The organism is Streptomyces platensis (assembly GCF_008704855.1).
Lineage (GTDB): Bacteria > Actinomycetota > Actinomycetes > Streptomycetales > Streptomycetaceae > Streptomyces > Streptomyces platensis.
In genome coordinates this window covers 4,604,068-4,618,343 of sequence record NZ_CP023691.1, presented here as the reverse complement: position 1 = coordinate 4,618,343, position 14,276 = coordinate 4,604,068, and the positions used below count along the sequence as shown (strand labels likewise).

Below are 14,276 nucleotides of genomic sequence, written 5' to 3'. Positions count from 1 at the left end.
TATCTGCGGACGCGGGACGGTTGTGAAGCGGGGACCAGGAGCGGCCCGTGGGGGTGGCTCAGCGAGGCCGACGGATCACTGCTCTGCCCGCGTCCAGGTCGACGCCCGTCCGGGGCGGAGCGCCGTCATGTTGGTTGTCCTGCAAGGTCAGATCCACGCGGCGCTGTTCCAGCTGTATGTGCTTGTTGCCGTTCCACATCGTGTGCAATTCCTCGGTCATGGTGGCACCCAGGCCCACTCCACCAGCTGAGGTACGGCCGGTCAGGCGGCGGCGCAGCCATTTCGGATGTCCCGATCTGAGCACCACCTGCCGCGCCGCGGCCAGTAAGAATCCACCAATGACAGGCACCAAAATGGCCATCAGGCTCGCCAGCATCATCATGTTCGCCCAACGCTCATGGGCGTTCCACGGTTCCTCCCCCCGCTCGCTGGCATCCATGAAGGATGGCCCCGGTCCCTTACGACCGCCCGCCGAACTGCCAGTTGTGCACCTCGATGTCGGTGTACCGGTCCTGGGCCAGGACGGCGCGTGCCGTCTCGGGGTCCGCCGCCCGCACCAGCGCCGCCGTCCCCAGCCAGTCGGCGCCGTCGTCGGACAGCAGGGGCCCGTACGCGATCAACTCGTCCTGCTCGGGCGGCACGTCGAGGTCAGCGGCCGGCCCGGCGCCGAGGCCGAGCACCAGGTACCGGTTGCCGTCGGTCTCGCCACCGGGGAAGTCCCACATGGTGCGCCCCAGTGTGTTGCGCCACCGGCGCAGCATCACATCGCGGTACACGCCCGCTTGATAGCCGGGCTCGTCGAAGGCGAACGCACGGGCGGCGGCCGGATCCGGCAGGTCGACGATGTGCACACTGCCGGTGGGCGTCTCGCCGTCGCCGGCCATGGTCGGCCCACGGGCGATCATTTCCGCCCCGTACCCGTCCATATAGGACCAGTGCTCTTCCAGCAGCTCGTCACGCAGCGCCAGGGAATCGGACCGGTCGCGGTGATAGCAGAAGAATTCCATGCCCACAGTCTTCATCACCATGCGCATCAATCGCCCAACGGGCCGCATTGGAGCCGGAGTTCGGAAGTCGGGTGAGGTCCGGCTCTCCCTATCCTGGCCGCATGACTGAGACGCACACTTACGACGTAGCGATCGAATGGACCGGGAACCTCGGCTCGGGTACGGATACTTACCGTTCCTTCAGCCGTGCCCATGAAGTCCTGGCGACGGGAAAGCCGCCCATCGCGGCCTCCTCCGACCCTGCCTTTCGCGGCGACCCGTCGTGCTGGAATCCCGAGGAACTGCTCGTGGCCTCGGTGGCCCAGTGCCACATGCTCTGGTACCTCCACCTCTGCGCGGTGGGCGGAGTGACCGTCGTCGACTATGAGGACCGCGCTCACGGGGTCATGACCATGGACGCGACCGGCGGCGGAGGCCAGCTCACCGAGGTCGTGCTCCGCCCCGAGGTGACCGTTGCCGAGGCGTCGATGGTGGACACGGCTCGCGCCCTGCACGGCGAGGTGCACGCGGTGTGCTTCATCGCCCGCTCGGTGAACTTTCCCATCCGGCACGAGCCGCTCATCCGGGTCCAGTAGGGAGGCACTCGGCTGCCGCTGGGTGACGACAGTCGCGGCAGCGGCCCGGGGTGGAGGCACGGAAGGCGCGCTCGCAGCCGTCGCAGGTTTGGAGCGGGGCCGGGCGGGCGCGGGTGGTGGCGGCCGGTGACGCGGCCGGGAGGGGCGGCGGGAGCAGTTCCGTGAGGCGGTGGGTGAGCAGGGCTGCCGGGTGGCGGAGGGTGGCCGGGAGGCCGGTGGTCAGGGCGTTGCGTACGGCCTCCGGGGAGGCCCCGCGTTCCAGCCAGGCGGCGACGGCCGGGGTGAGCCGGTGGACGTCCCGTACGGAGAGCAGCAGGCGGGGATCCTCGTACCGGAGGTTCGCGAGGAGGGCGGCGGCCGGGGTGTGCTGCGCACGGGTACAGGGCTCGGGCGGCGGGGGCGGGGGCTCGGGTCGTGCGTGGGGCGGGTCGGTACGGCCGTGGGGAGACGCGGGGGCCGGAGCCGGTGTGGGTGTGGGTGCGGGTGTGCGGGAGGCGCGTGTCGGGGCGACCGAGCCCGGGGCCACCGGCGGCGGCGCAGCAGGGCCCGGGGTGACCGGGGCCGAGGCGACCGGGGCCGGGGTGACGGCGGTGCGGCGCTTGGCTTCCTCGGCGGACTCGCGGGCGCGGCGGGCGCGGGTGGCTGCCGGGTTGTTGTACGAGAGCGTGAGCGTCACCATCCGCCCGTCGTCCGTACGCCGCCGGACCCGCTCCAGGTAGCCGTGCGCCTCCAACTCCCGTAAGGCGGCGGCGATCCGGCCCCGCCCCTCGGGGAAGCGCTTCGCCAGCGTACGGATGTCGACCGGCGCGCCCTCGGGCAGCGACTGGATGTACGCGGCGAGCCCGATCGCCAGGCCCGACAGCGAACGGTGCTGGGTGAGGTGGTTGCCGACGATCGTGTAGCCGGGGTCCTGGAACTCGGTGACCTGCTGGACGCCGGACGGGTGCGGCGACGGTGATCGGCGAATCGCGTACTGAGCGCGCGCAGGCGCATTAGGCTTCTCTTCAGCCATCGGGAAGGGCTCTTCTTCCTCGGCGGTCAGGCCCTCGATCGGGATGCCAGTCCCGGCCGGGGGCCGTCGCATGTGTGCGGGTTTTTGGGGTTGTTGTTGCCGAGGGTGCATGCACGGCGGCTGCGGAAGCCAGTCCTCCGGTCATGGATCACCCGAGCGAGTGACGGCGCGGTGCACCAGGGCAGGCTGGGCTGGGTGGGATCGGTTTCTCTGCCTGGGGTTATGGGTCTTTTACGGGCCCAAACCCCGGCGTTCGGCACACCGGCGCCCGGTTTACCGGCCTCCGGTTGACGGGCGTCCGACCGCGCCTCTCCCCTCATCGCCCCCACATCGGCAGATCGAACTCCGCCCACACCGTTTTGCAAGGGAACGGCCCCCGACAGGTGCCCCAGCGGTCGGCGAGCGCGTCGACAAGGATCAGGCCGTGCCCGGATTCCCGTAGCCCCATGGCCTGCGGCGCCGGAAGCCGGTCACCGCGCGCATCGGTCACCTCGACACGGAGCGTGTCCACGTCAGACAACATCACGACCCGGAAGTCCCGCCCCGGCACCCGGCCGTGGGACGCGGCGTTCGCGGCAAGCTCGGCAAGAACCTGAGTCGGAACCTCGAACGGCATGCCCCAGGACCGTAGTTGCTCGGTCCCGAGCAGCCGCGCAAGACGGGCGCCCCGACGGGTGGCGGACAGCTGAACGTGGAAGTGGAGCTTGCGCTCGACGATTTCCTGATTCATGTCACTCAGCGTGGTCGTCCGTGCTTACGCTGAGAAGTGATTGCGCCGATACGTACGGTCACTGTCCCTAAGTGTCCAGGGACGTCCCCTACGGTCCAGGAGGTGGAGTGGATGAGTATTGACGGCACGGACGAGGCAGGTTGGGAGCCAGATCCGGAAGACGAGACGCGGGCCGTCGTCGAAGCTGTCGGGCGGCAGCTCAAGCTGTGGCGCGAGGCCGCCGGGCTACGACCCGCCGAGCTCGGGAAGGCCCTTGGGTACGGGGAAAACCTGATCTACAAGATCGAGCGCGGTGCACGTATCCCCCGCCCCGAGCTTCTCGACAAGGCTGATGAGGTGCTGGACGCGGGCGGCAAGATCGCCGCGATGAAGAAGGACGTGGAACGGGCCCGGTACCCGAAGAAGGTCCGGGACCTGGAGAAGCTGGAGACCAAGGCGGTCGAGCTCGGCGCGTACGGCAATCACAACATCAACGGCCTCTTGCAGACAGAGGAGTACTCACGAGCCCTCTATGACATGCGGCGGCCCTCCTATTCGCAGGACGAGATTGAGCGACACGTCGCGGCCCGCATGGCGCGGCAGAAGATCTTCGAGCGTCAGCCGCTCACCACGCTCACGTTCGTCCAAGAAGAGGTGACGCTCAGGCGCCCCCTCGGGGGCAGAATGGTGATGCGTCGACAGCTCGAACGGGTCTTGGAGATGGGCCAGTTACGCCACGTGGAGATCCAAGTGATGCCAACGGAGCGCGAAGACCATGCCGGAATGAGCGGCGAGCTTCAACTGCTCAAGCTAGGTGACGGCTCAGCGGTGGGCCACTGGGAGGGGCAGCTGACCAACCGCGTGATCTCTAACCCCAAGGAACTCCGAATCCTTGAGCTGCGGTATGGAATCATCCGATCGCAGGCTCTCACCCCTCGTGAGTCACTGGCCTTCGTCGAGAAAGTGCTGGCAGAGACATGACCCGCAACCCTCCTGTCGGAAGTGAACCCCAACTCGTGTGGATCAAGAGCAGCTACAGCAGCAACGACGGCCCCGCATGCGTTGAGGTCGCCCCCACCCCCTCCACCATCCACATCCGCGACTCCAAGAACCCCGACGGGCCGCAGCTGCACCTCCAGCCCGCCGCCTGGGTCGACTTCGTCGCGTACGCCGCCACTACGGGCTGAGTCAGGCGAGGGGCTCGGGGGCCTTGGTCCTCGGTCCGCCCGCGTCGCCCGTGTTGGGCGTGCCGGTCGGTTCGAGGAGCAGGACATCGGTCTCCTCGTCGGCCACCGGGCAGTGCTCGACGCCCTGCGGGACCACGAACAGTTCGCCGGGGCCGAGCACCACATCGCCGTCCCGGAGCTGGAGGGTGAGCCGGCCGCGGACGACCAGGAACAGTTCGTCGGTGTCGTCGTGGGTGTGCCAGATGAACTCGCCCTTCATCTTGGCGAGTTTGACCTCGTAGTCGTTGAGCCGGGCGATCGTCTTCTGCGACCACAGGTCGCTGAACTGCGCAAACTTGTCGACGAGATTCACGGGCACGGGGTGAGTGGTCATGCCTTGAGACTGCCGTGCCCGGTATCCGGGGGTCTTGTACGTTCCTGGCATGACAGACGGCCCGCCCCGTACGACGATCAGCGCATGGCGCCCGTCCGTGCCAGGAATCGCCGAGGTCTTCCACGCGCACTTCACCGAGCACGCGTATCCGTCCCACACCCATGACACGTGGGCCCTGATGATCCTCAACGACGGAGCGGTCGACTTCGCCCTGGACCGCCACCGTCATGACGCGACCGGCAGCGGCACCGTTGTCCTGCTGCCGCCCGGTGTCTCCCACGACGGCAGAACGGTCACCGCGAACGGCTTCCGCAAGCGCGTGCTCTACCTCGACGCGACCGTGCTCCCGGAGGAACTGACCGGCCGGGCGGTGGACGGCCCGGTCTTCGGCGACGAGCTGCTACGGCACCGCATCCACCAGCTGCACACGGCCCTGGGGCACGCGGGCGACGGGTTCGAGGCGGAGTCCCGGCTGGCCTTCATCCGGGAACGGCTGCACGGGCACCTGGACGCGCGGCGACCGACGCGTACGCCGGGCAGGGAGGCGAACCGGCTGGCCAGCGCGTTGCGCGAGCTGCTGGACGCCCGGCTGCCGGCCGGCCTCTCCCTCCAGGAGGCGGCCGCCGCCCTGCACGCCCACCCCACCCACCTGATCCGCTGCTTCAAGCAGACCTACGGGCTGCCGCCGCACGCCTACCTCACCGGCAAGCGCATCGAGCGGGCCCGGGGGCTCCTGCTCGACGGCCGCCGCCCGGCCGAGGTCGCGGCAACCGTCGGCTTCCACGACCAGGCCCATCTGCACCGCCACTTCACCCGCCACGTGGGCACGACACCGGCGCGCTACGCGGCCACGCCACGGCGCCGCTCGTCATGAACGGCACCGCACCCTCAGGACAACCCGTCGGACCGTCTGCCCGTCTGCCCGTCGCAGCTGGTCGATGAAGGCGTCGCGGGTCTTCGTCAACTGCCGGGCCGGCTCGACCGCGCTTCCACTGGTTGCCGCAGAATCGTCCTGAGCTTGGCGGGGTCGGTCCTGCGTGGGTCACTGAGGTAGATCTCGTGGTGCAATCCCGCCTCCCGCAAGTTGTTGGCGGGGAGGTATTCGTGGTGCAGCCTGGTCAGAATCGGTGTCTCGTCGTCGTAAGAGCCGATGTGGAGGACCTGGGCGCTGGTGCCCTCGTGCAGCGTCTCTGACCGCACATCCGTAATGGCCGGAAATTTCTTCTTGGTCAGGGCGGTGTCCCTGGCGTCTTCGATCATGCCGCCAGTGATCCAATCGGGGACGCTGATGAGAAGTCTCCATCGCCAGTTGTCCTTGCGTCTGGCCAGGAAGTCATCCATGTCATCCGCCCACCACAGTCCCTCCAGTGGGCCCACGACGAAGTCCTTGTCAAGGTCTCCTTTGCTCGCGAACTTGGCGGTATAGGCGACGGCGTAGAGCGCCTCGACCGCGTGGCGGTACGCGCCGCTGGTGTTTGGATCGCCGTGCCCGTCGATGGCGAGGAAGTGGAGCTCGGGGATGTCGACGATTTCCCAGTCAGTGTTCTTGGGCGCGTAGCACTGCTTGAAGTGGCGTTTGACGTCGTACTTGGCAGTCATGCCGAGGAACCTTCCTGTGAGTAATTGTCATCACGGATCAGCAAGGTTGTTCAGGGAGACAGTCTCGATGGTGCCGTCGTGGTTGACCACGCTCAGCGCGGGTGTGCCTCCCGACCCGGGATCCGAGACCGGCCCACACGTCGTGAGCACTGCTCGCGGTGGGGACCGGACGCTCACGCCCGGGACCCTCAGGCCGGGACGCTCACCTCATGGCGCGTGCTCCGGCCGTCCGGGGTGATCCGCAGCCGGTGCCGGTGCACGCCGGGACGGCCGGCGGCCACGTACTCCTCGTAGGCCCGGACCACCTCGTCCCACAACTTCCTCGTGCCGTACTGGGCCACGGCGAAGGCCGACGTCTGCTGTCCGTCGTAGTCCACGCAGGCCCAGCTGGACGTCCGGCCGTCGGCCAGCAAGAGCCGCGTATGGGCCTCGTCCACTTCGGTGTCCCACACGTGCCAAACTCCCGGCACGCGGAGGCCGATGTACATCTGTGCGTCGAGGTCGTTCCCGGCAACGGCCCAGGGGGACACCGCCGTCGTGGAGCACTCGGGCTCCTGGCCTGCAAAGGGGACGCCGGCTCGCAGCTCGGCGTCGACCTGCTGGGCGCGCAGGAGCATGAAGGACCCGTAGGGGGCGAGCGTCCCCTCGGCGGTTCCGTCTGCCTGCTTCGTGGCGAGGAGAGTCCCGAAGTTGCACCAGGGGGTGTCCCACGGGATGACGAGGAGACCGCCGGTCACGGTCTGCTCCAGCCACGCGAGCGGCACGGTCCGGACGGAGCAGGTGGCGATGATCCGGTCGTAGGGGGCGTTCGGCTGCCAGCCGCCCGCGCCATCCGCGCAGATCACCTCGGGCTGCCGGCCGCAGGCCTTCAGGGCCCGCTGTGCGCGGCGCGTCAGCTCGGGGTCGACGTCGAGCGAGGTCACGTTCTCCGGGCCGCAGACGAAGGACAGCAGGGCCGCGTTGAACCCGGTGCCGGTACCGATCTCCAACACCGAGTGCCCCGGCCGCACGTTGAGCGCCTTCAGCATCCGTACGACCACACTGGGCATCGACGCCGAGGAGGACGGGACGCGGTCGCCGTCGGGCCCCTCCGCGAACTGGGTGACCAGAGGGGCGTCGCTGTATGCCGCGCGCCACCACTGGTCGGGGGCGCTCTCCCGGTCACAGGGCTCGTGGCCGCCGTTCCCGTCGCGCAACCAGAGTGTGGACGGCAGGAAGAGGTGGCGGGGTACGGCACGCAGGGCGGCCCGCAGGTGAGCGGGGGCGGGGGAGCCGAGCTGCCCGGCGATCCGGTCCAGCAGATCGCCGAGGGCTTCGTCAGGGGCGGCCGGATACGAGGTCAACGAGCCTGCTCGGGCTGCGGCGGCGGAGTCGGCTCCGGGGCCGGTGGGCGCGGAGGGTGCATGCGCCGAGTGTGCCCGATCGGGCCCCTAGGGGCAGCCGGTTCAGGACGAGAGCATCGCCAGCTCAGGGTCATCCCGGAGTTTGGCCAGGGCGCGGGAGACGGCGCTCTTGACCGTGCCGATCGAGACCTCCATGACCTCGGCGGTCTGGGCCTCGCTGAGGTCCTCGTAATACCTGAGGACGACCATGGCCCGCTGACGGGCGGGCAGTCGCATCACGGCGCGCCACATCGCGTCGCGCAGTCCCTGGAGTTCGGCCGGGTCGGGAGCCGGCAGCGGGTCCGGCTCCGGGATCTCGTCGACGGCGAATTCCTCGACCTTGCGCTTGCGCCACTGGGAGGTACGGGTGTTGATCAGCGCGCGGCGGACGTAGCCGTCCAGGGCGCGGTGGTCCTCGATCCGGTCCCAGGCCACATAGGTCTTGGTCAGCGCCGTCTGGAGGAGGTCCTCGGCGTCGTTCGGGTTGGGAGACATCGACCGCGCGGCGCGCAGCAGGACCGGCCCCCGGGCCCGTACATAGGACGAGAACGTCGGGAACACAGCGGCGGTCGAAGCGCTGGTGCACACTGGCGTGGTCATGGGCACCACGCTAAGAGCGAGGGTGGGGTGGACGGATCGCCCCCAGGTGCCGAAGCCCTATCCGCCTGAAGTTGTACGGGTGGTCCCCACCCCACCTCCTCTAGGGGGACAGCCAGGTCGTACCCGTCAGACCTGCGGCCACGGATTCGGCTCCCGGCCGCCCCGTCAGCGGTCCGCGCCGAGGACCAGCCCCGAGGTCGGCACGCCCGTACCCGCGGTGACCAGCACATGCGCGGGGGTGCCCGCCTGGTTGACGGAGGTGCCGCGGAGCTGGCGGACGGCCTCGGCGATGCCGTTCATCCCGTGCAGGTAGGCCTCGCCGAGCTGGCCGCCGTGGGTGTTCAGGGGGAGCAGGTCCGCGGCGACGAAGTCCGAGGCCTCGCCGGGCGCGCAGAAGCCGAACTCCTCCAGCTGCATCAGCACGAACGGGGTGAAGTGGTCGTAGAGGATCGCGACGTCGATATCGGCGGGGGTGAGGCCGGCGGTGCGCCAGAGCTGGCGGGCTACCACGGTGATCTCGGGGAGGCCGGTCAGACCGTCGCGGTAGAAGCTGGTCATCTGCTCCTGGGCGCGGCCCGCGCCCTGTGCCGCGGCCGTGATCAGCGCCGGCGGGTGCGGCAGCGTACGGGCCCGCTCGGGCGAGGTCACCACGATCGCCTGGGCGCCGTCCGTCTCCTGGCAGCAGTCCAGCAGCCGCAGGGGTTCGACGATCCAGCGGGCGGCGGCGTGGTCGGCGAGGGTGATGGGCTTGCCGTAGAAGTACGCGGCCGGATTGCGGGCGGCGTGGCGGCGGTCGGTGACGGCGACCGGGCCGAAGGCGTCCGGGGTCAGCCCGTAGGTGTGGAGGTAGCGCTGGGCGGCCATGGCGACCCAGGAGGCCGGGGTGAGCAGGCCGAAGGGGAGGTTCCAGCCGAGCGCCGCGCCCTCGGCGGACGGCTCCCGCTGCTGTACGCCGGAGCCGAAGCGGCGGCCGGAGCGCTCGTTGAACGCCCGGTAGCAGACGACGACTTCGGCGATTCCGGTGGCGACCGCGAGAGCTGCCTGCTGGACGGTGGCGCAGGCCGCGCCGCCCCCGTAGTGGACCCGGGAGAAGAACGAGAGCTCGCCGATACCGGCCGCCTGGGCGACGGTGATCTCCGGGTTGGTGTCCATGGTGAAGGTGACCAGCCCGTCGACGTCCGCGGGCGTCAGCCCGGCATCGTCGAGCGCGGCCCGTACCGCCTCGACGGCCAGTTGCAGCTCACTGCGGCCGGAGTCCTTGGAGAACTCGGTCGCGCCGATACCGGCGATGGCGGCCCGGCCACCTAGAGAGTCGGGGCGGCGGACGCTCATGCCGTGGCCTCCGGGGGGTCTACGGGGAGAGCTTTGGGGAGAGCTTTGGGGAGGCCGTCCGGGACGCGTTTCGGGGCGCCGTCCGGGACGTCTTCGGGGATGCCCTCCGGGGCGCCTTCAGGGATCCCTTCCGGTTCAGGGATCCCTTCCGGGATGTCTACGGTCACCGTGCCGGTGACGTGGTGGCCGATGCCGTTCGTGCCGACGACCCGCACCACCGCCGTACCGTCCGTCACTTCGGTGACGGTGCCGCGCAACACCATGGTGTCGCCCGGGTAGTTGGGGGCGCCCAGGCGGATGGCGACCTTGCGCAGGGTGCAGCGCGGGCCGAAGTGGTCGGTGATGTAGCGGCCGACCAGCCCGTTGGTGGTCAGGATGTTCATAAAGATCTCCGGGGAGCCTTTCGCACGGGCCGCCTCGGGGTCGTGGTGCACGTCCTGGTAGTCGCGGGAGGCGAGCGCTCCGGCGACGATCAGGGTGCGGGTCAGGGGGATGGTCAGGGCGGGGAGGGTTTCGCCGGGGGTTGGGGTGGTGGTGGGGTTGGTGGGGCTCGGTTTCGTGTGGCTCGGTTTCGTGTTGCTGGGCGTCATGGGGCCTCCGTCCGGGGGGATGGGGTCGGGCGGGGGGCGGGGGTTGAGTCATTGGCGAATGCCGGGCGGTCGGCAGGCTCCGCGCTGCCGGTCGTCGCCGGGCGCTCCCCGGTGAGTAACTCGCCCAACTGCTCCAGGATTTCGGCGCCCGGGCCGAGGTATCCGGCGAGCTGTCTGCCCCAGAGGAAGTGCCGGTGGACGGGGTGGTCGAGGTCGGCGCCGATGCCGCCGTGCAGATGCTGGCCGGTATGCACCACACGGGTGCCCGCCTCGGACGCCCACCAGGCGGCGGTCAGCGCATGCGGTCCGGCGTCCAGGCCCGCGTCCCGGCGCCAGGCCGCCTCATAGGCCGTGACCCGGATGGCCTCGATGTCCATGTGGGCGTCGGCGGCGCGCAGCAGCACACCCTGGTTCGTGGAGAGCGGGCGGCCGAACTGCTCGCGGGTGGTGGTGTGGGCCACCGCGCGGGCCAGGGAGCCGGCCGCGACCCCGGCCTGGAGCCCGGCGAAGGCCGTCCGGGCGAGGGCCAGAATGTCGGCGTAGGCGTAGGCGTAGGCGTCCGAGACCAGGCGTTCGGCAGGGGCGGGCGGGGCGAGACGTTCGGCAGGGGCGTCTGCGGCCAGGGGTTCGGCAGGGGTGTCCGGGCCCAGCCGTTCAGCCGGGGCACCGTCCAGGGTGAGGCGGCCCGCCGACCACGGTGCGGTGGTCTCGACCGGATCCCGCCGCACACCGGGGGCGTCGGTGCGTACGAGCCACAGCGTCCGCGTGGCCCCGTCCGGCACCAGCACATGGGTGGCCGCGCACAACCACGGCACCACGGGCACGACGCCGGTCAGCCGCCCTGTCCCGTTCGCCGTCGGGTCCGCCGTCCCGTCTGCCGTCCCGTTCGCCGTCAGGTCCGCCGTCCCGTCCGCCGTGCCCTCGGCCCGTACGCCGCCGTGTCGCGCCGGGAAGGCCCCGGTGGCGACCGCCTCGCCGGTCCGCAGCGGCGGCAGCAGCCGTGCCCGCTGCTCCGCGCTGCCGTGGGCGCCGATCGCCAGCAGGCCGTACACACAGGTCGCGGCGAACGGCACCTGCGCCGTCGTACGGCCCTGCTCCTCCAGCATCAGGACGAGTCCGAGCAGGCCGGTCTCCTCCGCGGCGCCTGGTAGGCCGGCCGCGCACAGCGCCTTCCACAGGGCGGCGTCCGTACCGCTGCCGCCTGCGGCGAGCCGCTCCGGTGTGGACAGGTCGCCGAAGATCTCCGCGGCCAGCTCACGGGCCGCCGTCTGTTCCGGGGTGGGCGTGAAGTCCATCTCACCCCTCACCGCCTTCGGTCACCCGGAAGACGGGGAGCTCCAACTCCTCATCCGCGCGCAGGAATTCGAGCCGTACGGCCATCCCGATCCGCACCTTGTCGTAGGGGACGCCGACGATGTTGCTGACCATCCGCACCCCCTCCGCAAGCTCGATCAGCCCGACCGCGTAGGGGCTCGCGGTGCCGGACCCTGCTGCACCTGCCGCGCCAGGGGCCGTCGCGTCCGGGCCGGTCGCGCCCGAGCCCGTCCCGTCCGGGCCCGTCCCGTCGGCCGGTGCGTCGGGCGGTGCGCCGGGCGGTGCGTCGGGCGCCGTGAAGGCAGGGAAAGGCGGGTGGTGCATCACGACGTAGGAGAAGACCGTCCCCGAGCCGCTCGCCTCGACGGTGTCCCACTCCGGTGACCCACAGGTGTTGCACCCCGGCAACCAGGGGAAGCGCAGCGTCCGGCAGCCCGTACAGCGCTGAATCAGCAGCCGGTGCCCACGGACGCCCTCCCAGAAGCCGGCGTTGTCGCGATTGATGACGGGGCGGGGGCGACGGGGCTGGGGCTGCTGGGGTGGCGTCAGTCGCTGGTCGGTCCTGGAGGGCCGGTCGTCCGCCTGGGGACGCCGCTCCGCCGTCTTGGAGGACTGGTCCACCGCCTCTTGAGGCCGCTCCTCCGTCTTGGGAAGCCGCGCCGCCGGCGCGTACTTGAGGACCCGGAAGCGATGCGTCCCGGCCGGTTCGCCGTCCGCCCGGATATCCATCCGCGTCGTGATGAAGTGTCCGACCCCCAGCTTCGTGGTCTTGCACTCCGACACCGACTCGATCACCGAGTCGAAGGTGATCCGGTCACCGGGCCGCAGCGGCCGCAGATACTCCTGCTCGCAGTCGGTGGCCACGATGGAGGTGTACCCGGCGCCGTCCAGCAGCCCGGACAGCTCGTCGTACGCCCCCGAGCGGTCCGCGTGGCCGGAGAGGCCGCCCATCGTCCAGGCCTGAAGCATGGTCGGCGGAGCGACGGCGTCCGGCCCCCGGTAGGCGGGGTTGGCGTCGCCCACGGCCTCGCACCAGTGCCGGATCATCGGCTCGTTGACCAGATCCTTACCCACGCCGGGGGCCGAGGTCGGCCGGCCCTCATAGGACTTGAGCTGCTCGTATGCGAGCTGCACCGGGCTCATCGCCGCCCCCTCCGCATCCCCAGCCGCATCGTCGCGACAATCTCCCGCTGTACCTCGCTCACGCCGCCCCCGAAGGTGTTGATCTGCGCCGCACGGTTCATCCGCTCCAGCTCCCCGTCCCCGAGGACGCCCGGCGAACCGGCCCGTACCAGGGCGGCGTCCCCGGCCACCTCCTGGCACATCCGGTAGACCTCGACGGTGCTCTCCGTCCCCGCGAACTTGACACCGCTGGCGTCCCCGGGGCTGAGCCTCCCGGCGCCCACCTCGTCGACCAGCCGCCAGTTCAGCAGCCGGGTGGCGGCCAGCCGGGCGTGCGCCTCGGCGAGCCGGGACCGCACCCAGGGGCGGTCGGCGGGCCGCTCGCCGGTCTCCCGGTCCGGCGTACAGGCGTACGCCAGCGCCGCGTCCAGGGCGTCCTCGGCCTGCATACCGAGGGCGGCCAACGCGACGCGCTCATGGTTGAGCTGATTGGTGATCAGCTGCCAGCCGGCGTTCTCCTCCCCTACGAGGTTCCCGGCCGGGACGCGTATGCCGTCGTAGTACGTGGCGGTGGTCGTCAGCCCGCCGACGGTTTCGATGGGCGTCCACGAGAAACCGGGGGCGTCGGTCGGCACCAGGATGATCGAGATCCCCCGGTGCTTGGGCGCGTCGGGGTCGGTGCGACAGGCGAGCCAGATCCAGTCGGCCCGGTGGGCGTTGCTGGTGAAGCTCTTGGTGCCGTTGATCAGCCAGTGGGCGTCGTCGGTGATGCCACTGGCACCCGCGCCCTCGGTGGTGCTGCCGGGGCCCGAGGCGTCGTCGAAGCCCTCGGCTCCCTTAGTGGCGCGACCCGCGCCCGGTCGCTTCACCGCGCGGGTGCGGAGTGCGGCAAGGTCTGTGCCGGCCTCGGGCTCCGTATAGCCGATCGCGAAGACGAGCTCGCCACTGAGGATGCGCGGCAGGAAGTAGTCCTTCTGCTGCTGGGTGCCGTACTTCATCAGGGTCGGGCCGACGGTGTTGAGGGTGACCATCGAGACCGGGGCGCCCGCGCGGTACGCCTCGTCGAAGAACACGAACTGCTCGTCGGGGCCGCGCCCCTGCCCGCCGTACGCGGTCGGCCAGCCCAGGCCCAGCATGCCGTCGGCGCCGATCCGGCGCAGTACCGCACGCTGCGCCGCGGCGTCCTCGACCGGCCCGTCCGGCAGCAGCTCCCGGAAGTACGAACGGAGTGCGGCACGCAGCCGCTCTTGGCGCGCGGTGGGGGCGAGGTGCACGTCGGCGGCCTCCCCTTCTGGTGGCCGTACGCCCGGTGCGCTGGGTCCGGACACACGAACGAGCGAGCGGGTTTCTGACTGTCCGTCAGAAACCCGCTCGCTGTCAAGGTCGGCGCAGTGAACCCCGGAGAAGCCCCATTCCCTCCGTGCCGACCCTGACGTCTCCCCACCGGATGGCCGCCGCGTCCCCTAGGCGGCGG

16 protein-coding genes and 1 pseudogene are annotated in these 14,276 nt (G+C 70.5%); 4 read left to right on the top strand and 13 right to left on the bottom strand.

What is annotated here, in order from left to right:
- Positions 1-58: 58 nt before the first annotated feature.
- Together CP981_RS20470 and CP981_RS20465 are read right to left on the bottom strand one after the other, a co-directional pair.
- Positions 59-439, bottom strand: coding sequence for a DUF6191 domain-containing protein (locus CP981_RS20470; RefSeq protein WP_143658869.1), 381 nt, complete (start codon positions 437-439; stop codon positions 59-61).
- Between the two features lie 19 nt (positions 440-458).
- Entirely contained in the window at positions 459-1,007 is a 549-nt protein-coding gene (locus CP981_RS20465) for a YciI family protein (protein ID WP_085924664.1), read from the bottom strand.
- Positions 1,008-1,108: 101 nt separating this feature from the next.
- Here CP981_RS20465 and CP981_RS20460 point away from each other — a divergent pair, with 101 nt between their 5' ends.
- Positions 1,109-1,582, top strand: a complete 474-nt coding sequence (locus CP981_RS20460) for an OsmC family protein (protein WP_085924663.1) — start codon at positions 1,109-1,111, stop codon at positions 1,580-1,582.
- Here CP981_RS20460 and CP981_RS20455 read toward each other — a convergent pair.
- Both CP981_RS20455 and CP981_RS20450 read right to left on the bottom strand, forming a co-directional pair.
- Positions 1,566-2,594 carry a helix-turn-helix domain-containing protein gene (locus CP981_RS20455; RefSeq protein ID WP_085924662.1) on the bottom strand — a complete coding sequence of 343 codons (1,029 nt, stop codon included), beginning with the start codon at positions 2,592-2,594 and terminating at the stop codon, positions 1,566-1,568. The two genes, CP981_RS20460 and CP981_RS20455, sit on opposite strands and share 17 nt — an antisense overlap.
- Before the next feature lie 316 nt (positions 2,595-2,910).
- The gene (locus tag CP981_RS20450; RefSeq protein WP_085924661.1) at positions 2,911-3,324 is read right to left on the bottom strand and encodes an ATP-binding protein; all 414 of its coding nucleotides are present in this window, start codon (positions 3,322-3,324) and stop codon (positions 2,911-2,913) included.
- A gap of 111 nt (positions 3,325-3,435) precedes the next feature.
- Between CP981_RS20450 and CP981_RS20445 the strand changes: the two genes are divergently transcribed.
- Both CP981_RS20445 and CP981_RS20440 read left to right on the top strand, forming a co-directional pair.
- Positions 3,436-4,284, top strand: coding sequence for a helix-turn-helix domain-containing protein (locus tag CP981_RS20445; RefSeq protein WP_085924660.1), 849 nt, complete (start codon positions 3,436-3,438; stop codon positions 4,282-4,284).
- Entirely contained in the window at positions 4,281-4,490 is a 210-nt protein-coding gene (locus tag CP981_RS20440) for a DUF397 domain-containing protein (RefSeq protein ID WP_085924659.1), read from the top strand. The genes CP981_RS20445 and CP981_RS20440 overlap by 4 nt, the downstream gene beginning before the upstream one ends.
- Before the next feature lies 1 nt (position 4,491).
- On the opposite strand, the gene CP981_RS20435 is transcribed toward CP981_RS20440, so the two are convergent.
- Positions 4,492-4,863, bottom strand: a complete 372-nt coding sequence (locus tag CP981_RS20435) for a cupin domain-containing protein (RefSeq protein ID WP_085924658.1) — start codon at positions 4,861-4,863, stop codon at positions 4,492-4,494.
- Between the two features lie 49 nt (positions 4,864-4,912).
- Here CP981_RS20435 and CP981_RS20430 point away from each other — a divergent pair, with 49 nt between their 5' ends.
- A complete protein-coding gene (locus CP981_RS20430; protein WP_085924657.1) occupies positions 4,913-5,737 on the top strand; it encodes a helix-turn-helix domain-containing protein in 825 nt (274 codons plus the stop codon).
- A gap of 86 nt (positions 5,738-5,823) precedes the next feature.
- On the opposite strand, the gene CP981_RS20425 is transcribed toward CP981_RS20430, so the two are convergent.
- From CP981_RS20425 to CP981_RS20390, 8 genes and pseudogenes are all read right to left on the bottom strand, one after another.
- Positions 5,824-6,462 (bottom strand): GyrI-like domain-containing protein, encoded by a 639-nt coding sequence (locus CP981_RS20425; protein ID WP_085924656.1) that lies wholly within the window; start codon positions 6,460-6,462, stop codon positions 5,824-5,826.
- A gap of 188 nt (positions 6,463-6,650) precedes the next feature.
- Complete coding sequence (locus CP981_RS20420) at positions 6,651-7,805, bottom strand: methyltransferase domain-containing protein (RefSeq protein ID WP_085924655.1); 1,155 nt, start codon at positions 7,803-7,805, stop codon at positions 6,651-6,653.
- Between the two features lie 102 nt (positions 7,806-7,907).
- Complete coding sequence (locus tag CP981_RS20415; RefSeq protein ID WP_085924654.1) at positions 7,908-8,444, bottom strand: SigE family RNA polymerase sigma factor; 537 nt, start codon at positions 8,442-8,444, stop codon at positions 7,908-7,910.
- A gap of 165 nt (positions 8,445-8,609) precedes the next feature.
- Positions 8,610-9,776 (bottom strand): lipid-transfer protein, encoded by a 1,167-nt coding sequence (locus CP981_RS20410; RefSeq protein ID WP_085924653.1) that lies wholly within the window; start codon positions 9,774-9,776, stop codon positions 8,610-8,612.
- A 148-nt stretch (positions 9,777-9,924) separates the two neighbouring features.
- Positions 9,925-10,366: pseudogene (locus CP981_RS39200) on the bottom strand (MaoC family dehydratase); the annotation flags it as partial.
- A complete protein-coding gene (locus tag CP981_RS20400) occupies positions 10,363-11,661 on the bottom strand; it encodes an acyl-CoA dehydrogenase family protein (RefSeq protein WP_085924652.1) in 1,299 nt (432 codons plus the stop codon). The gene CP981_RS20400 and the pseudogene CP981_RS39200, both read right to left, overlap by 4 nt.
- 1 nt (position 11,662) lies before the next feature.
- Positions 11,663-12,823, bottom strand: a complete 1,161-nt coding sequence (locus CP981_RS20395; protein ID WP_085924651.1) for a bifunctional MaoC family dehydratase N-terminal/OB-fold nucleic acid binding domain-containing protein — start codon at positions 12,821-12,823, stop codon at positions 11,663-11,665.
- Positions 12,820-14,076, bottom strand: a complete 1,257-nt coding sequence (locus tag CP981_RS20390) for an acyl-CoA dehydrogenase family protein (RefSeq protein WP_085924650.1) — start codon at positions 14,074-14,076, stop codon at positions 12,820-12,822. Before CP981_RS20390 ends, CP981_RS20395 begins: the two co-directional genes overlap by 4 nt.
- Positions 14,077-14,276: the final 200 nt, after the last annotated feature.